Here is a 25,396-nt window from a genome sequence, read left to right as displayed (position 1 = left end):
TGTTGAAAAAGGCGAAACACGCAATTCTGACTGTATCGCGTTAGCGAAACCGTCATGCGTTGCGATTACGTCAGCCTCTGCCCCGGCAATTATTTTGGGGCGACTTGAAAGTAGAAGGAGACACGGGAAATGCCAACCGGCACCGTGAAGTGGTTTAATACGACCAAAGGCTATGGTTTTATTGCTCCTGATGAAGGGGGCAAAGATGTGTTTGTTCATATCTCGGCCGTAGAACGATCCGGTCTGACCGGACTCGCTGACAATCAGAAAGTCTCGTACGAGTTGCAGGACGGACGTGACGGCCGCCAGATGGCGGCAGATTTGAAGCCGCTTTAATGCGATCCCGCTTCGGTGGGTAAATCAAAGAAGGTTAACGGCCAATTATCGGCCGTTAACCACACCTCAGGTAACTGCGCTACCCTCGTGCCGGATCCGTTTTGGCATGAGTGTTCCAGTTTTCGCCCATTGCAACGATGCAGGATGTTCCGGTGGCGTAGGTCATAACCAGCGTCCAGTCGCCTCGTTCGCTGGTCCAGACTTCCATAATCTGTTCAGGCCCGCGGATACCGGATGCCGTTTGCTGTGACCCAAACTGACGGGAGAGTTTTTCGTGCATTCGGCCCGTCGGCTCGCAAATCACTTCGGCGATGGGGGATTTTGCATGAACAGGCGCTACAAGAAGCATGCTCAGGCAAAATGCTCGGGGGAAAACAGAACAGGTCATGGAACCAATGTAACAGTTCCATGACAAATGTATAGACAATTGATATGCGTTTTACCTGATTAGCCTTCGCGGATGACCGCTTCGAACTCACGCCATTCGCGTGCCGTCATACCCGAGTTTTCCTGCGTGACAGCTTCACCTTTCAACATACGGCGCAGCGCCTCGACCATTTGCGCCGACAGATTGACCGCGCCAAGGCGATAATCCTCGAACGCTTTGTACGCAAATGGTACCCAGTCAGCCACGATCCGGCACATGGTCTCAGCATAAATCCGGATTTCGTACTGTGCGTGCGGATCAGCCCGCAAACGCAAGAAGTGAAACAGGTTGTGCAGATCAACCTTCCAATACCACTGCGTATATACATTGGCGGGCAGGTTCATGCGTGCCAATTCACGGGCAAGTCCCTGCTGGCCGTCCTGGCTGATCATGGCCTCATAGTTGTCGTAGCAACGAGTGCTGTCAGCTTTGAGGATTTCCAGAACGCGCGCGGCTTCTTCACCCTCAAGGGCTGATCCCCTGCCTTGATTGTTCACCTCAGACTGTGCGGCGACGTGTTCGGGTGCCGGGATATAGAATTCACGGTCAAGGATCGAATACCGCGCGGAGTATTCGTTCACATTGGCAGTACGGTGTCGGATCCACTGGCGCGCAACAAATACCGGAAGTTTGACGTGCAGCTTGACCTCGCACATCTCAAACGGCGTCGAATGCCAATGGCGCATGAGGTAACGGATCAGCCCTTCGTCGTTCTGAACCGACTTGGTGCCCTTACCGTAGGAAACACGCGCGGCTTGGCAGATAGCGGCATCATCTCCCATGTAGTCGATTACACGAACGAAACCGTGATCCAGTACCTGGTGCGCCGTATACAGGTGCTCTTCCATGCCCGAGGCCACCACGCGGCGTGTTGATTGCGATTGCGCGCGTTGCGCCTCGATCTCGGCCAGTTGGTCGGAAGACAGCGGCATGAAAACATCCTCTCCTGTAATGAGTCGCCCACCACTATATCTCGGCCTCACCACCACCGGAACCGCGATATCAAGGGGTTTGGGTTCATTTTCACACAAATATGTGGATAAGCAATTCTTCGTGTCCCCCTCGACACGCCAAGTCTGCGCGCTAATCTGCGCTCAAACACGAATAACGAAAGGAAAGCCGCGATGGGCCTGACCTATCTTCACACCATGGTCCGCGTGAAGGATCTGGAGAAATCTATAGCGTTTTATGAGTTGCTGGGGCTGAAAGAAACGCGCCGGTATGAAAGTGAGGCCGCTCGGTTTACACTGGTTTTTCTCGCACCTCCCGGGCAAGAGGACGCGCCGATTGAACTGACCTACAACTGGGATGGCGACGATGCGCTGCCCAGTGACAGCCGACATTTCGGGCATCTGGCCTATGGCGTCGATAACATCTACGAGGTCTGTCAGCACCTTCAGGACAACGGTGTCGTGATCAACCGCCCGCCGCGTGATGGGCGCATGGCTTTTGTCCGCTCACCTGACAATATCTCGGTCGAACTTCTGCAGAATGGTGAGGCGCTTGAACCTGCCGAACCCTGGGCAAGCATGGAAAGCACTGGTCACTGGTAATCCGCTGGCTGATATCACTGGGGCTGGCCTGTCTGGGCAGCCCTGTCTGGGCGGCCCAGTGCCGCCTCGCCTTGGCGCTTGCGATGGACATCTCGACCTCTGTCGATGCGACCGAAGATACTCTGCAACGTCAGGGGCTGGCGGCTGCGCTACTCGCACCCGAGGTTCAGGAAGCCTTCTTCTCTTCTCCAATGCCAGTTGCGCTTGCGGTGTATGAATGGAGCGGCCGAACAACTCAAAGAGTAATCCTGAGCTGGAAACTCATTGAGCAGCCCCCCGACCTGCTCGCCGCTTCGACACAAATTGCAAATTCAGTGCGTTCAGACAGCGGTTCCGCTACTGCGATGGGATACGCAATGGCGTTTGGTGCATCGCTGATGGAAGAGGCACCAAACTGCTTGTTCCAAACCATCGATGTATCTGGTGACGGCTCGAACAATGATGGTTACGGTCCCCGGATAGCCTACAAGCACTTTCCGTTTGAGAACATCATCGTCAACGGGCTTGTCATCAATGCAGCCGATTTTGAAGGTGAGCTGTATCTGATCCCGTTTTACGAAAACAATGTTCTGCACGGCCCCGGCGCATTTTTGGAGATCGCCTCCGGGTTTGAGGATTTCGAAAGAGCAATGCGCCGCAAGCTCGAACGCGAACTTCGCCCACGGCTCGAGATCGGCGCGCTGCACACGGGCATTTCAGAGTGATCCGTTTACTGCCCATCCTGCTATGCTTGCTTGCCAGCCCGCTGACTGCCCAGTGCAGGCAAGCGTTGGCATTGGGAGTAGACGTTTCGGGTTCGGTTGATAGCAGGGAATACCGATTGCAGCTTGACGGGCTGGCCGCAGCGCTCCGCCAATCCGAGGTTGAGCAGCTCATATTGTCTAATCCTGCCGCGCCTGTTCGTCTGTTCATCTACGAATGGAGTGAAACAGTGCACCAAAGGGTATTAGTGGATTGGACTGAAATTCGCACAGCCTCAGACTTGCATAGCATTAGTCAACGTCTGGCAAACACCGACCGATCCTCGGCCCCGCAGGGCACCGCGGTTGGATCGGCGATGCTTTTTGGGGCTCAGCAACTGAACAATCAGTCAGCCTGCTGGAAACGAACCCTGGATTTGTCCGGAGACGGCAAACACAATCTCGGCCCGCATCCACGCGAAGTCAAAGGCATGCTGGGCAGCTCGGGCATCACCATCAACGGTTTGGTCATCGGTGCCGACGACCCCAGCAGTGGCGACAAACGCTATGTTCAGATCGGAGAGCTGTCCGCATACTATAACGCCTGGGTCATTCTTGGGCCGGACGCTTTCGTCGAGGTCGCGTTAGGCTTTGAAGCTTACGAAAACGCTATGGCCCGTAAATTGATCCGTGAATTGGAAGGGCTGACCTTATCCATGGCAACACCGCCCAATTCGCCTTGACTAATAGATGTAGCGGATCTGATCCGTCCAATAGCGTTCGACACGGCGAAGCGAACTCGTGATATCTTCGATACCTTCGACACCAATGACGCCGCGACTTTGCAGGCCCTCTGCATGTCGGGCAAACAACTCTGAAACGATATCCCGGATCTCTCGTCCACGTGGTGTGAGCCGGACCCGGACCGAGCGGCGGTCAATTTCACACCGCTGATGGTGCATGTAGCCCATTTCGACCAACTTCTTCAGATTGTAGCTCACGTTGCTGCCCTGATAGTAGCCACGGCTTTTCAGTTCGCCGGCAGTAACCTCGTGGTCCCCGATATTGAATAACAAGAGTGCCTGCACTGCATTGATTTCCAACACACCAACGCGCTCGAATTCATCCTTGATGACGTCCAGCAGCAATCGATGCAGGCGCTCGACCAGCGCCAACGCTTCAAGATAGCTGGTCATGAACACTTTGGCCCCCGGCGCGGAGACCTGCACTTCCATACTCATCCGATCCTCCGATTCACTCGCGCTGTTCGGGGTAGGATGGCGCCAATTTCCGAAAAATCGGTTAAACTAGTTTTTCTTTATTTTTGAAAGGTCTGGGCGATATCTGCGATCAATACAGAAAATGCTTCTGGCGGCTCAACTTGGCCCGTAACCCACTGGTACAGATCCTGATCGTTCTCATGCAGCAACGCGTCATAGTTATCCAGACCCGCCTGATCCATTGAGGGCAGATTGCGGTCAGCATAGGCGGATAGGATCAGATCCATTTCCTTGATCCCGCGCCGCATCGAGCGCATCTTCATGCGCTTTATTCTTACATCGCGAGGCTCGGTCACTGACCTTGCTCCAACATCAGACGAACCTTCTTCTCCAGTCGAGCAGCGCGTTCTGCACTGGCCCGCATTTCCCCGCGAATGGCGCGCAGTTCAGCAACGATACCGGACAATTCCAGATTTCCCTGATCGGGTTCACCGGGGGCATCCATTCCCTCGCCCTCGCCAGTCAAAAGCCACATGATCGAGACATTCACCATACCCGCCATCATCGACAGCCGGTTTGCTCGTGGCTCGGATAGATCGTTTTCCCACGCTGCAATCGTGGTCTTTTTAACCCCGATACGACGCGCCAGATCGGCTTGAGTCATACCCGCCGCCTCGCGTGCGCCTGCCAGTCGATCCCCGAAGGTTGCAGCGTCCGGTCCGAACCAGTCGTTTTCATCACTCATCGGGGTCTCCAATTCTCTTTTTCATATCGCTTGATCGTCATTCGGGCGCACCCTATGACAGACGGGTTGAACATACAAACCGAGGCCGCCCATGAGTTTCCTGTCTGCGACACTGTCGCGCGTCAAACCCTCGCCCACCATCGCAATGACAGCAAAAGCAGCTGAGTTAAAGGCAGCTGGCCGCGACGTCATTGGCCTGAGCGCAGGTGAGCCGGATTTTGATACGCCTCAGAACATTAAGGATGCGGCGGTCGCGGCGATCGCGGCGGGGAAAACCAAATACACCGCACCAGATGGAATTCCTGAGCTGAAGCAGGCTGCTTGCGCCAAGATGAAGCGCGACCACGGCCTGGATTACACACCCGCACAGATTTCGGTCGGTACCGGCGGCAAGCAGACACTCTATAATGCGTTGATGGCGACAATGAATGAAGGGGATGAGGTAGTCATCCCTGCGCCCTACTGGGTCAGCTATCCGGACATGGTTCTGCTTGCAGGTGGCACGCCCGTGATCGCCGAGACCTCTTTGCAGACCAATTTCAAACTGACCGCTGATCAGCTTGAAGCAGCGATCACGCCCAAAACAAAGTGGTTTATCTTCAACTCACCGTCGAACCCGACCGGTGCGGGCTACAGCCGGGAAGAATTGAAGGAACTGACCGACGTTCTGATGCGTCACCCTCATGTCTGGATCATGTCCGACGACATGTATGAACACCTAGCCTATGACGGGTTCGAATTTTGCACCCCTGCCGAAATTGAACCGGCTTTGTACGACCGCACGCTAACCTGCAATGGCGTATCGAAAGCCTATGCCATGACCGGTTGGCGGATCGGTTACGCAGCAGGTCCGGTAGAGATCATCGCGGCCATGCGCAAGATACAGTCGCAGTCCACGTCGAACCCCTGTTCGGTCAGCCAGTGGGCAGCCGTTGAAGCGCTGAATGGCACTCAGGAATTTCTGGCGCCGAACAACGAAATGTTCAAACGGCGCCGCGATCTTGTCGTGAGTATGCTGAATGAAATTGACGGCATATCCTGCCCTACTCCTGAAGGTGCATTCTATGTTTATCCGTCTATTGCTGGGCTGATCGGCAAGACGACACCCGCAGGTACAGTTATTGAGAATGACGAGGTGTTTGCTACAGCCCTGCTGGAGGAGGCAGATGTCGCCGTTGTCTTCGGCGCAGCCTTCGGCCTGTCGCCGAATTTCCGGGTCAGCTACGCGACCTCGGACGAAGCACTCAAAGAAGCCTGTACGCGCATCCAACGTTTCTGTGCTGCACTGACCTGATCGGAGGCGAACCCATGTCGACAGAGCTGCCTGAATACTATTTTCGAGTACGCGAAAACGGCGCAGTGGTTTTTCGGATCGACACCGAAAACCGCCAGCGCCGCATCGAGATGGATCAGATCGCAGTCATCAACATCCGCAATGGCGAAGTCAAACCGCACGGACAGCGTACACTGTCCGAGGCGGACAAAGCCGAGATCGCAAGATGGATGGAAAACCGCAAAGCCCTGCTGGAGCAGCGGGAAATTGATGATATCCACAGGGCGGTGGATTACCTGAACCTGACCACCCAGTGGGCACAGTCAAAGGCAACCGAGGAGCAGTTGGAAGACGTCACAGATCGTCTGTTGATGGCAATGCACGATCTGCGATCGGTTTTAGTACGGAAAAAGGCAGACCGGCTCAGCAAGGATTAAGCCGGTCTTCATTATTCAGCTGGCACGCCCACTTCCCGAACAGAGCGCAGCCAGAAACGCGCCATCAAAAGTACAGCGGCACAGGCAAGGCCCAGCACGAGGCCCAGCCAAACGCCGATCCCATCCATACCCTGCATGAAGCCAAAATAGTACGAGGCCGGGATACCAACCACCCAGTAGCTGAGCGCCGCGATGACCATGGGAATCTTTGCGTCCTGCAAACCGCGCAGCAGACCCAGCGCGATGACCTGCGCCCCATCGACAAGCTGGAACAAAGCCGCCATCGCCAACAGCCCGGTGCCGATTGCCAGTATCTGAGGCCTTTGCGGATCATCCGCCTCCATGAACAGCGAAATTAACTGTTCGGCACAGGTGAGGAACAAAAGGATTGTGATCGCTGACATCACAAGGGACATGCCTGTCACCGCAATTGCACCTTTCTCGAGATGCGCCCGGTCGCGGCGGCCCAATGCGTTACCCGCACGGATGGTAGCCACATTTGATAGCCCCAGATGAACCATGAATGTGGCAGAAGCCAGATTGAGTGCGATACCATGCGCCGCAAGTGGTACCTGACCCAGCCAGCCCATCATGACCGCGGAAGTCGCAAACAAGGTCACCTCGGCAAGAGTGGTCAGACCGATCGGAACGCCCAGCTTAAGCACGCTCCAGAACATTTCCCAATCCGGGCGCCAGAAACGTTGGAAAAGGCTGTGCTCGGGCAGCACGCGAACGGCATATATCACAACCGCGATCAGTGAGACGAGCTGCGTCACGACTGAGGCAATCGCTGCACCGATCACACCCATCTCAGGCGCGCCCCAGTTGCCGAAAATCAGCGCATAGTTCGTGACGCCGTTCACTACCGCGGCAACCACGGTAATCCACAGTACGATCTGCGTCCGTTCTAGCGCAGCCAGATAGGATTTCAGCACCATCACAATCAGCGCTGGAAACAAGCCCCAACCAGCAACGCGTAAATATTGTGAAGCTGTTTCAGCGACTTGCGGCTCCTGCTTCAGGGCAATCAAGATCGGGTACGACCACCACAACATCGGCATCATGAGTGTCGCATAAATCAAAGACAGCCAAAGACCCATGCGGGTTGAGCGACGAATGCTGGTCTCATCCTCTTCCGCAGCCGCAGTGGCCACCATCGGCATCACTGCCCAGCCGAAGCCGGCACCAAAGAGGAACAGAACAAAGTAGTAGCTGCTTGCCAGAGTGACCGAAGCCAGCGCCTCGACCCCGTACCAGCCGAGCATGACCGTATCGGTTAGGCCGATAGCAAACTGCGCCAGGTGCCCGCCTATCAGCGGCAAGCCGAGGATCGCGATAGCCTTGAAGTGGTCGGGATATATCATCACTTTGCTCATCCCGCCAGCCTTATGCCCGGCCCGGTTTTGGGGCAAGAGCGGATTAAAGAAATTTCAAATTGAGACACCGGTGATAGACTGGAACGAGTTGCAGGAGCCATCCATGTCCGAACCGTTTGCCAACCTCATTTCAGACACCCACGTCTTTCTCGGTGAACTGGCTGCCAAAAACACTCGGGATTGGTTCACTGATCACAAGTCCCGCTATGAAGCTGATCTGAAAGGTCCTGCGCTGGGTTTGCTGGATGTGTTCTCACAACAGATCAGTGGATGCACCGGCACCAAATTGTTCCGCCCCCAAAGAGATGTGCGGTTTTCCAAGGATAAGACGCCTTACCACACACATCTGCATATGGCGTGGTGGCTCCCTATCAAATCATCACTGCAAGTTGGTTTCTTCTTCGGGATCTCACCCAGCTACACACGAATCGGCGGCGGTGCGATGGGGTTTGATAAATCTGGTCTCACAACTTGGCGAGATGCCGTGGGCGGCACAACCGGCGCCAAGCTGGCAACTGTGCTAACCGACCTTGCCAATCAAGGATTTAAACGGTCTGAGCCGGAACTTAAACGCGTTCCGGCCCCGTTTGAAAAGGATCATCCACATGGTGATTTGTTGCGGTGCAAATCAGTCACCCTTTGGCGAGACCTGCCAGAGGGTGACATTACGAAACCGCTCACCGCATTGACGAACACCTATCAATCCCTCGAAGGGTTTCTGGAGATGTTGCAGACGGATATCTGACGGCTCAGTTGCCCTGTGTTTCAGGATGAAGCGTTGTGCCCAGAATGTGCTCGGAACGCTGAATCACATGGTGCGCTTGCCCGACAATCAATGGATCCGGTTCTCCGACAATCCTGTGATCCTTATCAGGGTAGTCCAATGTAGAAAGGAAGTGGCGCATACAGTTCAGGCGCGCGCGTTTCTTGTCATTCGATTTCACGATGGTCCAGGGCGCATCGGCAGTGTCTGTATAGAAGAACATCGCCTCTTTCGCCTCGGTGTAATCGTCCCATTTGTTCAGGCTGGCTTTGTCGATCGGTGAAAGCTTCCACTGTTTCAGCGGATCGGTCTCGCGGCTTTTAAAACGTCGCTGCTGCTCAGTTTGTGTGACCGAGAACCAATATTTGTAAAGCTGAATGCCTGACCGAACGAGCATCCGCTCCAACTCGGGCGTCTGACGCATGAACTCAAGATACTCGTTCGGCGAACAGAACCCCATCACCCGCTCGACACCGGCACGATTGTACCAGGAGCGGTCGTAGAACACCATTTCCCCAACTGTGGGCAGTTCCTGAATGTACCGCTGATAGTACCACTGACCTTTTTCTTCCCAGGTTGGCTTGTTCAGCGCTACAACTCTCGCCTGACGTGGGTTCAAATGCTCCATGAAACGTTTGATCGTTCCACCCTTACCCGCAGCATCACGCCCTTCAAACAACAGAACGAACCGCTGCCCCGTCTCCTGCGCCCATAGCTGAACTTTTAGAAGTTCGGCCTGCAACTGCGCCTTCTGTTCTTCATAGACCGAGCGCGCCATTTTCTTACCATAAGGGTACTTGCCGCTTTCAAACGCCTGACGGATTTTCTCCGGGCTGGGTACGGCAACATCGGTTTGAGCGCTCGGTACAACTTTGATTGGGGTTGGTTCTTGGTTGGTCTGGGCCACTGCTTCCATTCACTTGTCTCCTCGGTTTCATTGTTCTGAGCAAGGGGCTAGCAGTTTCGATCCAATCGCGCTTTGATTGGGGTCAAATAGATGACTTTAAGTGTAACCAATGCCTCTGAGATCTCACCTGAAAGGGCGTCGGGATGGAAACCAGCACGATACAACTGAACGATCAGCCTTTTTACATCAGAAGCTGGGGGCAGGCAGACAATCCTGCCTTGCTCATGCTCCACGGTTTTCCCGAGTTTGGCGGCGCCTGGGGTGATCTTGCCTCATATCTTGCTTCGCATTTTCACTGCATAGCACCAGATCAGCGCGGCTATGGGCAAAGCTGGGTACCCAAAGGTGTCGAAAACTATGCCCTTTCACGGCTTGTGTCAGACATGGTCGCTCTGATCGAGACTATCGATGCTCCAGTCATGGTGATGGGACACGACTGGGGCGCTTCAGTCGCTTACGGGCTGGCGATGTTCCGGCCAGATTTGGTCAGCCACCTGATCATTGCGAATGGTGTCCATCCTGTACCGTTCCAGCGCGCGATGGCAGCAGGAGGCGCACAATCCAGCGCATCGCAGTACATCAACCAACTCAGGGCACCCGATGCCGCTGAGTATTTGTCGGCCGACAACTTCGCCAAACTGGAACGGTTCTTTCGTTATGGGATGGGCCTTGATTGGCTATCCGACGAACGAATGGAGGAGTATCGGGTTGAGTGGGCACGTCCCGGACGTCTGGAGGCGATGCTGAACTGGTATCGCGCCTCACCCCTTCTGGTGGCAGAGCCGGGAAACCCGCTCACGGATTTGCCCGAACTACCGGTTGATCGGCTCAAGGTCACCTGCCCTCATCTGCTGATCTGGGGTGAAGACGACAAGGCACTGCTGCCAGAGTCGACTGAAGGGCTCGAAGAATTTGCAGCCGATCTGACGCGTGTTTCACTTCCGAATGCGGATCACTGGCTTCTCCACCAAAAACCCGAGATTGTCGCGAAATCCATACTGGATTGGCTTAATGCACGCTGATTGCAGAAGATCAGCTATGCCCCCAGTCATCTGGGTTCTCTGAATTGTTTGGTGACAAGCCCAGCACGTCTCCTTGGGTCGAACAGCCCAAACCCAGAACTGTTCGGTTTGCATAAGAAAAATAGGCGCAGACCTGGTTAATCTCCAGAATCTCACCATCATCCCAACCTGCATCCCGAAGCGCTACAATGTCCTCCTCGACAATTCCGGCAGGAGTTTCCGTCAACTTTTGGGCATACTGCATCGCTGCGATCTGCGCCCCATCCAACGGAGCAGAGCCCGGGTTCCGCGCCTCAATCGCCGCACGGATTGCATTGCCCCTGGCTTCATCACCCAACAACCGCTGCAACCCCTGAAAATGATGTTCGACACAGTAAGCGCAGCTATTCAGTGAACTGACCCAGACCCCAAGCGTTTCCAGAAACCACTTGGGAACCTTGTTGCCTGAATGATGAAGAACGTTCTTATACAGCGCCATGTGTCCTTCCATCGAATGCGGCCGCAGCGAGTGCGCCATCATGATGTTGTCCACATTGTTGTCAGGGCCGGTCACCCGTTCGTACAGTTTCTTCAGTTTACCCGTCGCCTCTTCGAACGGTACAGTCCTGATCCAGCTCATTTTTCCTGTCCCTCCCTCTCCGGCGGTCAGATGATCGCAACCCGGGGCAATATGCAACCCGAGCTGTCAGTATAGTTTTTCCACAACACCTCGCGTCCCCCTTCCCCCGACACACATCACCTGCCATAATGGGGGAAACCTAAAAACAAGAGCAGCACCCATGCCCGACGACCTGTTGACGCCCAGCGCCACCGCTACATATGACGCCTCTTCAATCGAGGTGCTTGAAGGTCTGGAACCGGTCCGCAAACGCCCCGGTATGTATATTGGCGGCACGGATGAGCGTGCGCTGCACCACATGGTCGCCGAGATCCTCGATAACTCGATGGACGAAGCGGTCGCCGGCCATGCCAACCGGATCGAGGTCGAACTGCACGCAGACTATGCCCTGACCGTGCGTGACAACGGGCGCGGCATTCCAATCGATCCACACCCAAAGTTTCCGGACAAATCGGCGCTTGAGGTGATCCTTTGTACCCTACACGCAGGGGGAAAATTCTCAGGCAAAGCGTATCAGACCTCAGGTGGTCTGCACGGCGTGGGTGCGTCCGTTGTCAACGCCCTGTCAGATTCTATGGTCGTCCAGGTGGCTCGCGACAAGCAACTGTTCGAACAACGGTTCTCACGCGGTATCCCTCTGGGTCCTGTCGAAAAGGTGGGCGCTGCCCCAAACCGGCGGGGCACCATGGTGACTTTCCACGCGGATGAGGAGATCTTTGGCCATCACCGCTTCAAACCGGCACGGCTGTTCAAATCCATCCGTTCCAAAGCGTACCTGTTCTCGGGCGTCGAAATCCGCTGGAAATCCCACATCGACGACGGCGAAACGCCGACTGAGGCGACGTTCCACTTCCCCGGCGGCTTGTCGGATTACCTGAAGGAGACGATGAACGGCTCCTCCACCTATGCCGAGCAGCCTTTTGCCGGAACCGTGGATTTTCAGGAAAAGTTCAACACTCCCGGCAAGGTTGAATGGGCGATCAACTGGACGCCTTCGCGCGACGGGTTCATTCAATCCTACTGTAACACCGTCCCCACCCCCGAAGGCGGCACGCATGTCGCGGGCTTCTGGGCTGCGGTTCTCAAAGGGATCAAAGCCTATGGCGAGTTGATCAACAACAAGAAGGCCACACAGATCACCCGCGATGACCTGATGACCGGCGGCTGTGCGCTGGTCTCGTGTTTCATCAGTGAACCGGAGTTCGTAGGCCAGACCAAAGACCGTCTGGCCACGGTCGAGGCACAGCGGCTGGTCGAGAATTCGGTCCGCGACCATTTCGATAACTGGCTGGCCGCGGACACGAAATCCGCCGGAGCGATTCTGGACTTCCTCATCCTGCGGGCTGAGGAACGCCTGCGCCGACGGGCCGAGAAGGAAACACAACGCAAGTCCGCCACTAAAAAACTTCGTCTCCCCGGCAAGCTGGTGGACTGTTCTAGTTCAACACGCGACGGCACGGAATTATTCATCGTCGAAGGCGACTCGGCGGGCGGCTCTGCTAAAATGGGTCGCGACCGCAAGACACAGGCCCTGCTGCCCCTGCGTGGTAAGATTCTGAACGTACTGGGCGCGGCCAGTTCGAAACTGGGCACCAATGCTGAGATCAACGACCTGACCCAAGCGCTGGGCGTTGGCCTTGGCACCAAGTTCAACGTCGACGATTTGCGCTATGACAAAGTCATCATCATGACCGACGCGGATGTGGACGGGGCGCATATCGCTTCTCTGCTGATGACGTTCTTCTTCACCCAGATGCGCCCGATGATCGACGCGGGCCACCTCTACCTCGCCTGCCCGCCCCTCTACCGCCTGACCCAAGGCGCCAAGCGAGTCTACTGCCTGGATGAGGCCGAGCGGGACGAGTGGCTTGAGAAAGGTCTGGGCGGCAAAGGCAAGATCGACGTATCCCGCTTCAAGGGTCTGGGCGAAATGGACGCAAAGGACCTGAAAGAGACCACAATGGACCCCAAATCCAGGAAATTGATCCGGGTCACCATCGACGAGGACGAACCCGGTGAGACCGGTGACCTTGTCGAGCGTCTAATGGGCAAAAAACCCGAACTGCGATTCCAGTACATTCAGGAAAACGCGCGGTTTGTGGAGGAGTTGGATGTTTGACCTCTGCCGTTGGGGCACGCAGGTTTTTGTTGTAACTTCAATATGTTTGACGACACCTGGAGCAGTCTCGAGCCAAGTGACGGACAACTCCATTTTTGAAACTTATCCAAGTTGCGAAGAATATATCTCATTTCTAGACGAATCCGAGGTAGATGCGATTTCCGAATGTCACCCAATCTCTGTTTTTTTGATGGAGAATGGTGATCTACCGCCAAGAGAATTTACTGAGGAAGCTTTGAAAGCCTTTGCAGAGGACAGCGGCGTGTCGTTCCTGCACCGCTTTCTTGAAGCGATTCAATCTCGTGACGAACTCGCGGCCTACTATTGGGCGGACAATGCGGATCGCCAGTTGCACACTGTGTTTTGGCAGTCTGGCGATCGCTCTAGGGCTAGTTTGTACTCATCAGTTCTTTCCAAAGCTAAGTATGAATTGATTGAAGGTTTTTGTGCTGGCAATCCCTATTGCCCAGAGCTTTCTAAAATCGAACATCCAATTCAACCGACAATTGATGGAATGCAACGATTAGAAACCGAAAACTCTGCGACGATTTTGGAATGTCTATCGCGTGTTGATTCATTCACTGTGCCAATTGAGCACGTAATGAAATCAACGCGATTCAAAGCTTGTTTGGACGCAAACTCTTAATCTTTCCAGCCAAGCCTAGGATGCGTACTTGCCCCATCACTTTGACATTCCGCCGTTAGAAAATGCGTATGAACACCAACTTTACACACGAGTAAAATTGGTCAGCAATAACTGAGCAGTAATCAAAATTGGCCCGAGCACGGCGACACAAAGATAAACTCGTCGGAGATATTCCACCACAGACAGCGGACTTTCCCAAGTCATTCCACGCTTCTGCCGTTCATTCGTTATGTTAAGCACTACGCTCAGCATCGCGGGCTCAACAAAGTAAAAACCTGTCGCTCGAAATCGTAGGCCAGCCAACAATAGGAAGCCTATAGACACCCCGAGATTGAAAAAAATCATCATGATCACGGCGTTGATCAACATTTCTCAAATAGTTTTCGTTGCCTAACCATTTGAACTATATCACACTTACCTCCAACCCGTCATCCAAGAACGATGTATGAGGCGCGAGCGTCAAAACCATTTGAACGACTTCAGATTTCCAACGGGAGGACAGAAATGAAGAAACTTTGGTTCGGTCTGGCTCTATCAGCCCTGGCATCACCGGTGCTGGCACAACAGACACTCAGCACAGCATCCCCTATTCCGGACGGTGCCGAGACCCGGTTCTGCTATTACGAGGGCATGGCCTATTCACTGGACTCCTTCATCCTCGTGACCGGTGACAATACCGTCACATCTACCATCACCACACGCGAGGAGCGCCTGCTGCGCTGTGTACGCGGTGAGGATGGTGGCATGCACTGGAAGCCTCAGAGCACCTTTCAGGTCAGCAAGTAAGGCGGCGCGTCGGTGGGCGGTCTAGCCCACCTTTTCCTCCAGCCAATCCACGATCTGCGCGGCGGGTTTTTCCCAGCCGGGCTCCATGAACAGGAAATGCGCGTGATCTTCGACGGGCATGAAGGTCGCGCGGTCGCCATACAGCTTCGCCAAAGCCCCGCAGGTATCAGGGTTCACAGCCCGGTCCTCGGAGCCTGAGACGATCAACACCGGGCAGTCGACCTTATCGATGTCCACCTTCATCGCGTGGTGGTCGTCGAACATCCAAAAGAACATCTCGAACATCACGCGCCCGCTTTCGGCCCCCAACTGGTCAAACACCGCATGCTGCTGCGCCTCGGGCATCTTGTTCAGCGCGAAGGGGGCCATCAGGTCGAACTCGACCCGCATCGGCTGTTTCCAGAACGCCCCACCCTCCATCAGCGCGCGCGGGATGGCACGCTCGTCGTCGGTTTCCGGTAATGTCCCCCACGGCGCGTTGGGGTTGATCAGAACAATTGCACTGGCCAACCCGCGTGAGGCGACCTGTTGCGCCACAACGCCTGCAATGGCGTGGCCCAGAATGACCGGCTTGCTGTCCAGACCTTGCACAAAATCGGCAATGTCATTGGCATAATCCATCACGCTGGTATCGGTGAGGCCCGGATCAGGTTCGGCTTTGGGATCCCCACCATGATAACGCAAAGCAGGCGTATGCACCGTCCAGCCCCGATCGCGGAAGAAGGTCGCGTAATCCCTCATACACCAGGGTCCTGCAAAGGCGCCGTGGATCAGTACAATCTCTTTCGTCATCAAAATCTCCCTCTGCTTCATGCAGTATGAATATCCCGTAAGACGTTACAACTGCGCGTGATCGCTGTTGCGTGATGGTTGGGACCACTTAAACTCAAGCCCATGAGTTTTGTGACCGATAACCAACTGCCGCTGCTGATCCTGTTCTTTCTGTTGGGGCTGATCGGAACCGCGTTCCTGTTCCGCAAGCCAGCGGGCCACAGGGCGTGGAAGCTGGCCGATCTGGTCTGGGTCGTGCTCGGCGGTATTGGTGCACTGGTGGCGGTTCTGGCGGGGCTTTATACCTCGGACAGCTCGCGTCTGGACCGGCAGATCGACGTGGCCTATGCGGCGACGCTGGCATTTGATCGCGATGCGGCACGGTTCAGGTTGCGGTTTTGCGATCCTGCCTTTGATCCTGATACGGCGGTCTTGTGTGAAAAGGTCGAATTCCTGTCAGCCTCAACCGCAAGCAATGCTGATTTGCCTTTGTTCATCGCCGTGACGAACGAAGTCGCTCCGCTGCAGGGGCTACATTTCCTGTTCGGACGTCAGGCCAAAGATGAAATGGACGACATGCGAGACATGGCCGCCACAGCGGATGCGTTCGATATCGAACAATTTCTGGTTTTTACATCCTTGGATGAGGCCACACAGGCAGCCATCGACAATATGCGACGCAAGGTGCCCGCGATTGCCGGGGACTACCTTATCCTCGCACAAAGCTATGATGATCTGGTCGAGCAGGTCGGCAAGCTGAAGGATGAATGGGAGTATCTGCAGGATAACGCGCACATTCTGGTATTGCAGATCGTGGCGCTGTGTCTTGTCAGCTTTGCTGCCCCATTCCGTCTTGGGAAATCGGTTGTCGAGCTGCGCGCGAGCCTTATCGCCGATACGCCTGAGCCAACTGTTCAGGATCCGCCCCCAGAAAATACCGGGTCAATGTCCACAGATTCCGAGCCCCTCGCCGAACCCAGCCCTGACGAATATAGCGTTCCGCGCTCGTGAAGGCGCGCGAGGATAGCAGCGTGACACGCGGTAGTGCGCGTATCAGTGCAACGTCCTCCATCAATGGCTGATCCGGGAAACCACCCGCTGAGATATATGTCTGGCGTGGGACCAGAAGCCCCTGATCACCATAAGGCAGCCCAAACAGGCGCGTGCGGATATTGGCCCATCCGGCCACCCAGCATGCGCCAAGTCCTTTTGCACGAAACATCAACCGAAAGGTAGCTGGTCGCTCTGTCTGCAACTGAGTTTCAACCTCGGTGCTCCACCCGGTTCCCAACACCGTGTCTGCGTGCAGAACCAGCAGCCAGTCACCCTTCGCCTGCTCACACCCACGGCGTAACTGCCCGCCACGAGAAGGTGCGCCCGAGACAATTCTGGCGCCCGCCTCCTCAGCGATTTGCAGCGTCTGGTCTGTCGACCCACCATCCGTGACAACCAGCTCACGGATCAGCCCGGCATGCAGCCCCTCCATCAAAGCCTCTAGCGTCGGCACAAGAGTCTCTCCGGCGTTCAGAGTGGGAATTACGATACTGATCGGGGCGGACACGGCTTGTAACCTCTGGTCATGGCGGCGTGATCTCCTATATCACGGGGCTGATGGAATTGACGAGGACCTGCCCATGCCCACCCGCCGCATTTTGCGCCTGACCGGCAAGGATGTTGACAGCTTTCTGCAAGGGCTGGTCACCAACAACATCGACCGGCTACAGAACGGGCTGGTCTATGCCGCAATACTGACGCCTCAGGGCAAGTATCTTGCTGACTTCTTTCTGAAGCGTGATGGCAGTTCGGTGCTTCTGGATGTTGCTGACGATCTGGCTGATGGCCTAGCCAAACGGTTGACTATGTACAAGCTGCGCGCAGATGTAGCGATCGAAAACACAGACCTCCAAGTTCAACGCGGAACCGGGACAGCACCGGATGGCGCCCTGCCCGACCCACGCCACCCGGATCTTGGCTGGCGGAATTACACAACACAGACCGAGGGCGACGACGGTACGGACTGGAATTCGATCCGGGTGGCGCACTGTATTCCTGAGACAGGTGTGGAGCTGACAGCAGACACATATATCCTTGAAGCTGGATTTGAGGCACTCAATGGTGTCGACTTTAAAAAGGGCTGTTACGTCGGACAGGAGGTGACTGCCCGAATGAAGCACAAGACCGAGCTGCGCAAAGGCCTGTGTGTGGTTTCCATCGAAGGTAGCGCCCCGGTTGGTACTGAAATTCTATCCGATGGAAAAGCAGCCGGCGTTCTGTACACACAATCCGGTGGCAAAGCGATTGCCTATCTCAGGTTCGGACGCGCCAGTGGCGACATGCGAGCCGGAGACGCGGTCGTCAGACTAAACGATTGACGTTTAAGTCCTGTTGCAGCTGCGGCACGTCTTTGTCGCGCTAATCGATTGTGCAATTGCCCATCCTTGCCAGCAGGTTAACACTGCTACCAGATGTATGACCGGGCAAATACATGTTGCAGCTATATTCGGCCATCTGGCGCGTTAGCGCGGGGCGGCAAATTGTACTGATAGTTCTATCACTCGCGGTTGCGGCGCTCGCTGCTGCTCCGCTCGAGTTTCAGCGCGACATCGTCAATCACCTGACCGCCAAAGATCCCAAACCTGACTACTTGCTTTTGCTTGGTGCAGGGATGATGGCGGTCATTATGCTAAGCCTCGCCCTGAAATGGGTGCTGGGCTATCGCGCAGGTACGCTGGGTGAAGACATCATACGCCTTATCCGGCAACGGTTGCTGGCTCGAACAGTTGATGTCGACAAAGCCGGTGAGAACCTGCGCAAAGGCACCATGACAACTGCAATCTCGGCTGAGGCGGAAGAGCTTGGGAAATTTGCTGGCGGAGCTTTCGCGGACCCTGTTGTTCAGGTCGGTACGCTGATCAGCGTGATAGGCTACATATCATCCACACAGCCCGGGCTTGGGCTGATTGCCCTGTCGATGATCGTGCCTCAGATCATAATCGTTCTGGTTTCACAACGCAAAGTGAACATCTTTGTGGCTGAGCGGGTTCGCATTCTTCGCAGCGCCACTGATCATCTGACAACAGAACAGATCAACGAGATCACCAAAGAGGTCTACGCCCAGTTTGATAAGATATTTGAAACACGGCGACGGATGTTCATCTGGAAGCTGTCAGCAAAGTTCCTTCTAAGCGTGATTAACGGTGCCGGAACTGTGGGCGTCCTGATGCTGGGCGGTTGGCTGGTGTTGAAGGGAGAAACAGATGTGGGCACCGTTGTAGCAGCAACCAGCGGCTTAACACGCATTCAGGGTCCGACCTCTTTCCTGATTGCATTTTACAGGCAAGTCAGCGCCAACCGCATAAAATATGAGTTGTTGCTGGAATTATTCGGGCCAGACCGAGAACGGTACCGTAACGCAAATCCGAACAGATAAGAAAAAGGCCGTTCAGCAACTGCTGATACGGCCAATTCCTCAATAGTATTTAACGCGACGTTACGCGCGTTCAGAATATTCCATGGTTTCGGTGTTCACGATGATCATCTCGTCCTGACCGATGAACGGAGGAACCATAACCTTTACGCCATTGTCGAGCAGAGCGGGTTTGAACGAGTTCGCAGCAGTCTGGCCTTTTACGACTGGCTCAGTTTCAACGATCTTGCAGGTCACCTTCTGTGGCAGGGTCGCGTTCAGCGCTTCGCTTTCATAAAACTCGACCACAATGGTCATGCCATCCTGAAGGAACGGGCGACGCTCACCCAGCAAATCTGCTGGCAATTCAATCTGTTCGTAAGTTTCGGCATCCATAAAGACCAGCATTCCGTCGTTTTCATAAAGGAATTGCTGATCCTTCTGCTCGAGGCGCACGCGCTCGACCTTATCGGCAGAACGGAAGCGTTCGTTCAGTTTCGAGCCATTGCGCAGGTTGCGCAGCTCGACCTGAGCAAAGGCCCCACCCTTGCCGGGTTTAACATGATCGACCTTGACCGCAGCCCACAGCCCATCGTTATGCTCAAGCACATTGCCGGGGCGAATTTCGTTCCCATTGATCTTGGGCATTACATAATTCCTTCACAAACGGTTGATGCGTCAGTTGACGTCCCTATATCTGGCGGGACCACACCTGACAAGACGACGACACCTAGTGCTGCACATGCAGCAAGCCATGCAAATGACGCAACGCAACTATGCATTTTAAGTGTATCCGAATCGCATCTAATAGGTCATAAGAACCGTCACGCCGAAAATGCAAGAGCAAGAACAACAAGGAAAACGAGATGAGAGATTTCGTTGACGGCACCGCCTTTAACAATGAACAAGGCAACCGTGCCCGGAAACTTTTTGCGGCTGTCGTACTGGCCGCGCTCGACGACGCCATCGCCGACGACAAGAAGTATGGCAATGGACCTGAACAAATTGCTCGCTGGGCTCGCTCGCGCGATGGCCGCGAGGTACTGACCTGTGCCGGCATCGACCCCAACGAACGTGTTGTAGGTGGTCTGATGGAATTCGTTGGTCGCGGTGTTCGTACTTCGGTTGCCCTGTCGCGCGAAGAAAGCGAACGGCGCAACGCCGCTCAGCAGGCAGAAGCAGCCTAAAGCCTGTTTCTGTTTTTCAAAAAGGCGCGCCCGCTGTTGCGGCGCGCTTTTTTGATGCCCGGATGATTGCAGCATTGTCGGTTTTGGAATGCCTGCGTGCCATTCCGGACTTTTCTCCATCACTGATTTCAGGTCATGTGCTGCCATCCACAGGAGGCACCCAATGGTACGCGCAATCATGATTCAGGGCACCGGCAGCAATGTCGGGAAATCGGTTCTGGTGGCCGGGCTAGCCCGTGCTTATTCGCGTCGCGGCCTGCGCGTTGCCCCCTTCAAACCGCAGAACATGTCCAACAATGCAGCGGTTACAGAAAACGGCGGCGAGATTGGACGGGCGCAAGCGCTACAGGCCCGCGCAGCCAACCGCCCTACGCACACCGACATGAATCCGATCCTGTTGAAGCCCGAGACGGACACCGGCGCTCAGATCATTGTACAAGGGCAACGTGCCGGTACGATGAAGGCCGGAGACTATCGAAAAGACAAATCCAAACTACTTGGCGCTGCACTGCAGAGCTTTGACAGGCTTTGTAGTGACGCAGACCTTGTTCTGATCGAAGGGGCCGGCAGTCCTGCAGAGACCAATCTGCGCAACGGGGACATCGCCAATATGGGGTTCGCTTGCGCGGCCGGAGTGCCTGTTGTTCTGGTTGGAGATATTCACCGAGGCGGCGTCATCGCCCAGATCGTGGGTACTCAGGCAGTTCTGCACCAGAATGACCTTTCGATGATCCGCGGCTTTGCCGTCAATCGGTTCAAAGGTGATGTAAGTCTTTTTGACGAAGGCCGGGATGATATCGCGACACGAACCGGTTGGGCGTGCCTGGGCGTTGTTCCGTGGTTCCATGACGCCTGGAAACTGCCAGCAGAAGACATGATGGACATCCGTTCTTACACAGGAGGAAAATGCAAGGTAGTCGTTCCTCAGCTGGAGCGCATGGCCAATTTTGATGATCTTGATCCTCTGTCAGCCGAGCCAGACATTAGTGTTGAAATTGTGCCAGCAGGCCGTGCACTGCCCGGTGACGCCGATCTGGTGCTGCTACCCGGCAGTAAATCCACGATTGGGGATTTGGCTTACTTCCGAAAACAGGGTTGGGACATCGACCTGTTTGCGCATGTGCGCCGCGGTGGCCACGTGTTGGGCCTGTGCGGCGGTTATCAGATGCTGGGTAAGACGATCTCGGATCCGGATGGCGTAGATGGACATCCGGGTACCGTTGATGGTCTTGGTTTATTGGATGTCAGCACCGTCATGGCCGGGCAGAAACGCGTGATATTAACCAACGCAAAAGCAATGGAAGGCGGAGCGCCGGTTAGTGGCTATGAAATTCATATGGGCCGAACGGAAGGCCCGGACTGCACACGCGCATGGTTGGAGATTGATGGCAGGCCCGAAGGTGCAGCCAGCGCGAATGGGCGCATTCGCGGCAGCTACCTGCACGGTATATTCTCATCGGATTCTTTCCGTGCCAGCTATCTGAAGCAACTGGGAGTGAGTACAAACATCGCCTATGAAGACGGGGTTGATCAAACGCTTGATGACCTTGCTGACCATCTCGAGACGCATATGGACCTGGATTTGTTGCTTTCTTTGGCCGAGACACCTCAGCGCAGCTAGCGGTTACTCCAGATCCTGCTCCGCCAGAGCACGGTTGATTTCGCGCCTTACCATTTTGCGAACGTTACGCGTGATACGTTCACCCAATGCGCCCTGCAATTCCTGCCGGACGACTTGCGCGACTAAATCCTGCAGAGTTGCCTCGTCTATAAGCCGAGCATCAATCTCTGAAACTTCATCCACTTCTTCTGCAACCGGCTGAACATTCAAGCTTGGATCTCGGATAAATGTGACTGGGACATCAACTTCTTCGGTCACAAACTCTGGGTCTTCAGCTGCGTCCAGCTCTTCGGCGGCATCATCTTCGTCTTCAAATGCCTCAGAAGATTCGACCTCTTCGCTCCAATTCATGGATGTCGTACGTGTTCCTGAATAGGCGTCGTCGCTTTCGCCATCCGGCTCCCACTGATCTTCGGTGCGGGCAATCGCAGCTTCCAGCGCTTCGATCTTAGCACTCAGGCTGTCTGCAAGATCAGCAGATTCTCCATTAGCTTCGGTCGATTGATCCGAAGCAGGATGAGCATTCTCAAGGTTCTCGGAAACTTCAGCGCCCTCGCCCGGCTGAACGATGTCACAGGGCCGTAGTCTCATCGGTTGTGAAAGATCATTGGCAGGTTGAAGCTTAGCCTCATCCGTTTGCATTATCGCATCGGCCGAATATTCAGCCTCAAGCTTCAGCGGAGCCTCTGCGCTTGCAACCTTTGGATGATCGCCAACTCGCAGGGCATCGGTCAAAACCAAACGCCCGGGTTTGCGTGGAGCCGAAGCCTTAACCAGATCGGGAACCTTTCGGCCCTCTTCGCTGACCAGACGTTTGACCGAGGACAGGACGTCCTCGACCCCTGCTTTTATCGTGTTATCTGACATTGTTCTCTACCGCTCTAGCCCTTGGACCAAGTGTAGCCAAACAATTCTGACCTCACAACAGGTAGTAACGCCGCTTATTCGCGACGCAATGCTTTGAGGACACGATCCAGATCACGGCTTTGCTTGCTGACCTGTGCTGGAGCTTTCTTGACCAGATTATAGTAGAGGGTCGGATCATAGATTTGAACCGCCAGCCCCAGACGCTCTGCAGTCAGAAGCCCCTGCGCCTGCAACAGCTGATAAGCAGCCAGCGAACGCTCGGTACGGGACGCAACCTGTGCGAGCTGAGCGTCCAGCAAATCCTGCTGCGCAGTCAGTACGTCCAGCGTGGTCCGTGCACCCAAGGTTGCTTCTTCCCGAATCCCGTCAAAAGCGACCTGCGAGGCACGCACTCGTTCGTTCGAAGCAGTCAGGCTTGCAGTCGCCGTTTCAAAACGCACATAGGCATCCGTCACGCCCTGTGTGATGTTTTTCTGAACATTCAACAGATTGGCCCGTGATGCATCACGCGTAGCCATGGCACGCCGAACAGCCGCGGCCAGACGTCCACCAGCGTAGATAGGCTGGTTGAAGGTCAGCGAGACAGTTGCGTCATTGATGTAATCGTCACTGTCATAGGTTTCGGTAATACCCGCATCAGCGTTCAGGCTGACATTCGGCCCCAACCCTGCGCGCTGTTGCTGAACGATCAAATCCAGCGCACGGACCTGATGTTGGGCGGACAGAATGGAAGGATGGTTGCGCTGCGCCAGATTCTGAGCCTCGGCCGCTGAGCGCGGCAGGTTTGGCAGGCTGGGCTGACCAGCCGTGCGACCAGGAAGTTTGCCAACCGCATTCACATACTCTGCCTGTGCGGTACTGAGCGCACCCTTGGCATCAGCCAGATCGGCACGCGAGCTGGCCAGCTGCGATTCTGACAGTGCAACGTCAGTACGCGTAACCTCACCAACCTCAAAACGATCCTGAGTGGCGCGCAATTCTTCGCTGGACAGATCGACGTTATTTTGACGGATCTGGACAGTTTCTTCTTCAAGCAAAACCCGCAAGTAAGCGGTCGCAGCGCGGAAAAGAACCTGCTGCTCAATATCGATCAGAGACTGGCGGGTCGACAGAACCGTTTCCTGTGCCGACTGTTTGCCCAAAACGGATGCGCCGCCATCATAGATCAGCTGGCTAAGCGTCAATCCGGAAAAGAAGTTTGATGGCTCAGTCGTGGTTACCACGGTACCAACACGGCGTTTCGTGTAATCCCGGCTGACACGAACCGTCCAGTTGATGATTGGACGCAATGCCGATAGTGCGATTGCGACATCTTCATCCGCTGCACGCAGCAAAGCACGGTTTTGCTCCAGCAGGCCACTAGTGTTGTAAGCCCCAATAAACGCATCTGTCAGATTGTCGGCCCAAACCGATCGCACCGGCATTGCGCTAAGAGCAAGACCAGCTGTCAATGCGAGAGCCTTGACCAGCTTACCTCTAGCCATTCCACGCATACCCAATTCCTCTCAAATCAAAATAACCCTGCCTCGCAGGTAGTTTGCGCCTTTGTTTTCAACTAATCAAGGCAGCAGAAAAATCTGCTGAATGACTATAGCGAAAATGCAATCTCGGCGGAAAATGCCGGTAGTACCGGCGCACTTGCATTGAAGGCGTCTCGCCAGGTTACCCGGTCAGCTGTCTTCCGACCAATCCTCACAGTACCTAACTGGCCTTCCATGAACACGCATGCGATGCGGCCATTATCCTTCAGCTGATCAAGCAGCGCATCTGGCAAGCGCTCGACACCGCCCTGAATGATAATGACATCATATGGCCCGTGTTCTGCAGCTCCCTGCTCGAGCGGACCGGTATGAATAATCGCATTGTCAGCTTCAGCTTCCATCAGGTTGCTTTGCGCTTCCGTGGCGCGGGTCTCATCCTCTTCGACACCAACAACCAGTTGAGCCATCCGGGCCGCGACGGCAGTTGAATATCCAAGCGCAGGGGCGATATCCAACACCACCTCATCGTTGGAAATGTTCAGCGCGTCCAGCATTTTGGCCAGGGTACGCGGTTCCAGCAGACAACTCCCATCGCCCAGTTCAATCAAATCGCCGACATAAGCCGCTTCCCGATGTGAGCCCGGAACGAACTTCTCACGCTCAACAGCCAGCATCGCATCGATAATGGGAAACTTTGTAACATCCGAAGGTCGAATCTGTGTATCAACCATTGTAAGACGTCGGGCTGCGAAATCTGTCATGTGATCGCTCATTCTTTTTCCCTGATTGATCGGCTTGTGCCACATTCGTCACCCTCCGGCAACGTCTCAAGTACTGAAATTTCAAAAGCAACTTTTAACGGCCGGCGCTGTTCTCGGCCCCGAATTTGCCAAACGTCCGTCTATTTTGCGCCGAGCCACTGGACGTCTGTATCGAAAGCTGTTAGAACGCCTGTCACACCACGGCAAGTATTTGATTTTACTTGAAAAGGCGAGTTGGCGGAGTGGTGACGCAGCGGATTGCAAATCCGTGTACACCGGTTCGATTCCGGTACTCGCCTCCACTTAACCTCAAGAAACTCAACGCATTAGGTATGGGTGTTTCGGCTACTTGATTTGAGCTTCCCTTTTTGGTTGCGAGCTGCAGGTGGTTCC

29 protein-coding genes, 1 tRNA gene and 1 pseudogene are annotated in these 25,396 nt (G+C 55.0%); 17 read left to right on the top strand and 14 right to left on the bottom strand.

Features of this window, described 5'->3' with window-relative positions:
• The first annotated feature begins 129 nt into the window (after positions 1–129).
• On the top strand, positions 130–336 hold the full coding sequence (locus tag ACR0CW_RS04775) for a cold-shock protein (RefSeq protein WP_008758035.1): 207 nt from the start codon (positions 130–132) through the stop codon (positions 334–336).
• Between the two features lie 79 nt (positions 337–415).
• Here the strand turns inward: ACR0CW_RS04775 and ACR0CW_RS04770 are convergent, their stop codons facing one another.
• Positions 416–616, bottom strand: a complete 201-nt coding sequence (locus tag ACR0CW_RS04770) for a hypothetical protein (protein WP_209016440.1) — start codon at positions 614–616, stop codon at positions 416–418.
• 167 nt (positions 617–783) lie between these two features.
• A complete protein-coding gene (gene thyX, locus ACR0CW_RS04765; RefSeq protein WP_155151590.1) occupies positions 784–1,695 on the bottom strand; it encodes an FAD-dependent thymidylate synthase in 912 nt (303 codons plus the stop codon).
• A gap of 192 nt (positions 1,696–1,887) precedes the next feature.
• Between thyX and ACR0CW_RS04760 the strand changes: the two genes are divergently transcribed.
• The 3 genes from ACR0CW_RS04760 to ACR0CW_RS04750 are packed head-to-tail and all read left to right on the top strand — an operon-like array spanning position 1,888 to position 3,739.
• Positions 1,888–2,316, top strand: a complete 429-nt coding sequence (locus ACR0CW_RS04760) for a VOC family protein (protein WP_480786993.1) — start codon at positions 1,888–1,890, stop codon at positions 2,314–2,316.
• A complete protein-coding gene (locus ACR0CW_RS04755) occupies positions 2,310–3,020 on the top strand; it encodes a DUF1194 domain-containing protein (RefSeq protein WP_480787452.1) in 711 nt (236 codons plus the stop codon). Before ACR0CW_RS04760 ends, ACR0CW_RS04755 begins: the two co-directional genes overlap by 7 nt.
• Positions 3,017–3,739 (top strand): DUF1194 domain-containing protein, encoded by a 723-nt coding sequence (locus ACR0CW_RS04750; protein ID WP_480786992.1) that lies wholly within the window; start codon positions 3,017–3,019, stop codon positions 3,737–3,739. Before ACR0CW_RS04755 ends, ACR0CW_RS04750 begins: the two co-directional genes overlap by 4 nt.
• Here the strand turns inward: ACR0CW_RS04750 and ACR0CW_RS04745 are convergent, their stop codons facing one another.
• The 3 genes from ACR0CW_RS04745 to ACR0CW_RS04735 form a co-directional block, all read right to left on the bottom strand.
• The gene (locus ACR0CW_RS04745; RefSeq protein WP_209016443.1) at positions 3,740–4,237 is read right to left on the bottom strand and encodes a MarR family winged helix-turn-helix transcriptional regulator; all 498 of its coding nucleotides are present in this window, start codon (positions 4,235–4,237) and stop codon (positions 3,740–3,742) included. It abuts the gene before it with no gap.
• A gap of 77 nt (positions 4,238–4,314) precedes the next feature.
• A complete protein-coding gene (locus ACR0CW_RS04740; protein WP_367646972.1) occupies positions 4,315–4,572 on the bottom strand; it encodes a succinate dehydrogenase assembly factor 2 in 258 nt (85 codons plus the stop codon).
• Entirely contained in the window at positions 4,569–4,961 is a 393-nt protein-coding gene (locus ACR0CW_RS04735) for a helix-turn-helix domain-containing protein (protein WP_155151597.1), read from the bottom strand. The genes ACR0CW_RS04740 and ACR0CW_RS04735 overlap by 4 nt, the downstream gene beginning before the upstream one ends.
• A gap of 91 nt (positions 4,962–5,052) precedes the next feature.
• On the opposite strand from ACR0CW_RS04735, the gene ACR0CW_RS04730 reads away from it, so the two are divergent.
• On the top strand, positions 5,053–6,255 hold the full coding sequence (locus ACR0CW_RS04730) for a pyridoxal phosphate-dependent aminotransferase (protein ID WP_480739931.1): 1,203 nt from the start codon (positions 5,053–5,055) through the stop codon (positions 6,253–6,255).
• A gap of 14 nt (positions 6,256–6,269) precedes the next feature.
• The gene (locus tag ACR0CW_RS04725; protein ID WP_170335215.1) at positions 6,270–6,671 is read left to right on the top strand and encodes a hypothetical protein; all 402 of its coding nucleotides are present in this window, start codon (positions 6,270–6,272) and stop codon (positions 6,669–6,671) included.
• A gap of 11 nt (positions 6,672–6,682) precedes the next feature.
• Here the strand turns inward: ACR0CW_RS04725 and ACR0CW_RS04720 are convergent, their stop codons facing one another.
• Entirely contained in the window at positions 6,683–8,047 is a 1,365-nt protein-coding gene (locus tag ACR0CW_RS04720) for an MATE family efflux transporter (RefSeq protein WP_480786991.1), read from the bottom strand.
• 103 nt (positions 8,048–8,150) lie between these two features.
• Here ACR0CW_RS04720 and ACR0CW_RS04715 point away from each other — a divergent pair, with 103 nt between their 5' ends.
• The gene (locus tag ACR0CW_RS04715) at positions 8,151–8,792 is read left to right on the top strand and encodes a TIGR02453 family protein (RefSeq protein ID WP_480786990.1); all 642 of its coding nucleotides are present in this window, start codon (positions 8,151–8,153) and stop codon (positions 8,790–8,792) included.
• 4 nt (positions 8,793–8,796) lie between these two features.
• On the opposite strand, the gene ppk2 is transcribed toward ACR0CW_RS04715, so the two are convergent.
• A complete protein-coding gene (gene ppk2, locus ACR0CW_RS04710; protein WP_155151613.1) occupies positions 8,797–9,726 on the bottom strand; it encodes a polyphosphate kinase 2 in 930 nt (309 codons plus the stop codon).
• Positions 9,727–9,860: 134 nt separating this feature from the next.
• Here ppk2 and ACR0CW_RS04705 point away from each other — a divergent pair, with 134 nt between their 5' ends.
• Complete coding sequence (locus ACR0CW_RS04705) at positions 9,861–10,739, top strand: alpha/beta fold hydrolase (protein ID WP_480786989.1); 879 nt, start codon at positions 9,861–9,863, stop codon at positions 10,737–10,739.
• A gap of 10 nt (positions 10,740–10,749) precedes the next feature.
• Here the strand turns inward: ACR0CW_RS04705 and ACR0CW_RS04700 are convergent, their stop codons facing one another.
• Positions 10,750–11,358: a carboxymuconolactone decarboxylase family protein gene (locus ACR0CW_RS04700; protein WP_480786988.1), complete on the bottom strand. Its 609-nt coding sequence runs from the start codon at positions 11,356–11,358 to the stop codon at positions 10,750–10,752.
• A 160-nt stretch (positions 11,359–11,518) separates the two neighbouring features.
• Here ACR0CW_RS04700 and parE point away from each other — a divergent pair, with 160 nt between their 5' ends.
• From parE to ACR0CW_RS04685, 3 genes are all read left to right on the top strand, one after another.
• Positions 11,519–13,477 carry a DNA topoisomerase IV subunit B gene (parE, locus tag ACR0CW_RS04695; RefSeq protein WP_480786987.1) on the top strand — a complete coding sequence of 653 codons (1,959 nt, stop codon included), beginning with the start codon at positions 11,519–11,521 and terminating at the stop codon, positions 13,475–13,477.
• The gene (locus ACR0CW_RS04690; protein ID WP_480786986.1) at positions 13,470–14,123 is read left to right on the top strand and encodes a hypothetical protein; all 654 of its coding nucleotides are present in this window, start codon (positions 13,470–13,472) and stop codon (positions 14,121–14,123) included. Before parE ends, ACR0CW_RS04690 begins: the two co-directional genes overlap by 8 nt.
• 504 nt (positions 14,124–14,627) lie before the next feature.
• The gene (locus ACR0CW_RS04685) at positions 14,628–14,909 is read left to right on the top strand and encodes a hypothetical protein (protein ID WP_480786985.1); all 282 of its coding nucleotides are present in this window, start codon (positions 14,628–14,630) and stop codon (positions 14,907–14,909) included.
• A 21-nt stretch (positions 14,910–14,930) separates the two neighbouring features.
• Here the strand turns inward: ACR0CW_RS04685 and ACR0CW_RS04680 are convergent, their stop codons facing one another.
• Entirely contained in the window at positions 14,931–15,701 is a 771-nt protein-coding gene (locus tag ACR0CW_RS04680; protein ID WP_480786984.1) for an alpha/beta hydrolase, read from the bottom strand.
• 102 nt (positions 15,702–15,803) lie between these two features.
• On the opposite strand from ACR0CW_RS04680, the pseudogene ACR0CW_RS04675 reads away from it, so the two are divergent.
• Positions 15,804–16,559: pseudogene (locus ACR0CW_RS04675) on the top strand (hypothetical protein); the annotation flags it as partial.
• Positions 16,560–16,566: 7 nt separating this feature from the next.
• On the opposite strand, the gene ACR0CW_RS04670 reads toward ACR0CW_RS04675, so the two are convergent.
• On the bottom strand, positions 16,567–17,241 hold the full coding sequence (locus ACR0CW_RS04670; RefSeq protein ID WP_480786983.1) for a TIGR04283 family arsenosugar biosynthesis glycosyltransferase: 675 nt from the start codon (positions 17,239–17,241) through the stop codon (positions 16,567–16,569).
• A 73-nt stretch (positions 17,242–17,314) separates the two neighbouring features.
• On the opposite strand from ACR0CW_RS04670, the gene ygfZ reads away from it, so the two are divergent.
• Both ygfZ and ACR0CW_RS04660 read left to right on the top strand, forming a co-directional pair.
• Positions 17,315–18,052: a CAF17-like 4Fe-4S cluster assembly/insertion protein YgfZ gene (gene ygfZ / locus ACR0CW_RS04665; protein ID WP_480786982.1), complete on the top strand. Its 738-nt coding sequence runs from the start codon at positions 17,315–17,317 to the stop codon at positions 18,050–18,052.
• A 113-nt stretch (positions 18,053–18,165) separates the two neighbouring features.
• Positions 18,166–19,110, top strand: a complete 945-nt coding sequence (locus tag ACR0CW_RS04660) for an ABC transporter transmembrane domain-containing protein (RefSeq protein ID WP_480786981.1) — start codon at positions 18,166–18,168, stop codon at positions 19,108–19,110.
• Positions 19,111–19,170: 60 nt separating this feature from the next.
• Here ACR0CW_RS04660 and efp read toward each other — a convergent pair whose 3' ends face one another.
• Entirely contained in the window at positions 19,171–19,734 is a 564-nt protein-coding gene (efp, locus tag ACR0CW_RS04655; protein WP_155151636.1) for an elongation factor P, read from the bottom strand.
• A 218-nt stretch (positions 19,735–19,952) separates the two neighbouring features.
• Between efp and ACR0CW_RS04650 the strand changes: the two genes are divergently transcribed.
• Together ACR0CW_RS04650 and ACR0CW_RS04645 are read left to right on the top strand one after the other, a co-directional pair.
• On the top strand, positions 19,953–20,273 hold the full coding sequence (locus tag ACR0CW_RS04650; protein WP_155151640.1) for a DUF6280 family protein: 321 nt from the start codon (positions 19,953–19,955) through the stop codon (positions 20,271–20,273).
• Positions 20,274–20,436: 163 nt separating this feature from the next.
• Positions 20,437–21,894, top strand: coding sequence for a cobyric acid synthase (locus tag ACR0CW_RS04645; protein ID WP_480786980.1), 1,458 nt, complete (start codon positions 20,437–20,439; stop codon positions 21,892–21,894).
• A 3-nt stretch (positions 21,895–21,897) separates the two neighbouring features.
• On the opposite strand, the gene ACR0CW_RS04640 is transcribed toward ACR0CW_RS04645, so the two are convergent.
• From ACR0CW_RS04640 to ACR0CW_RS04630, 3 genes are all read right to left on the bottom strand, one after another.
• Positions 21,898–22,761, bottom strand: a complete 864-nt coding sequence (locus ACR0CW_RS04640; protein ID WP_480786979.1) for a hypothetical protein — start codon at positions 22,759–22,761, stop codon at positions 21,898–21,900.
• Positions 22,762–22,835: 74 nt separating this feature from the next.
• On the bottom strand, positions 22,836–24,254 hold the full coding sequence (locus ACR0CW_RS04635; RefSeq protein WP_155151647.1) for a TolC family outer membrane protein: 1,419 nt from the start codon (positions 24,252–24,254) through the stop codon (positions 22,836–22,838).
• 95 nt (positions 24,255–24,349) lie between these two features.
• On the bottom strand, positions 24,350–25,003 hold the full coding sequence (locus ACR0CW_RS04630; RefSeq protein WP_480786978.1) for a protein-L-isoaspartate O-methyltransferase family protein: 654 nt from the start codon (positions 25,001–25,003) through the stop codon (positions 24,350–24,352).
• 228 nt (positions 25,004–25,231) lie between these two features.
• Here ACR0CW_RS04630 and ACR0CW_RS04625 point away from each other — a divergent pair.
• Positions 25,232–25,305: transfer RNA gene (locus ACR0CW_RS04625), tRNA-Cys, on the top strand.
• Positions 25,306–25,396 lie beyond the last annotated feature (91 nt).

Source organism: Ruegeria sp. CH6 (genome assembly GCF_056537005.1).
This window is presented reverse-complemented; position numbering and strand designations above follow the sequence as displayed.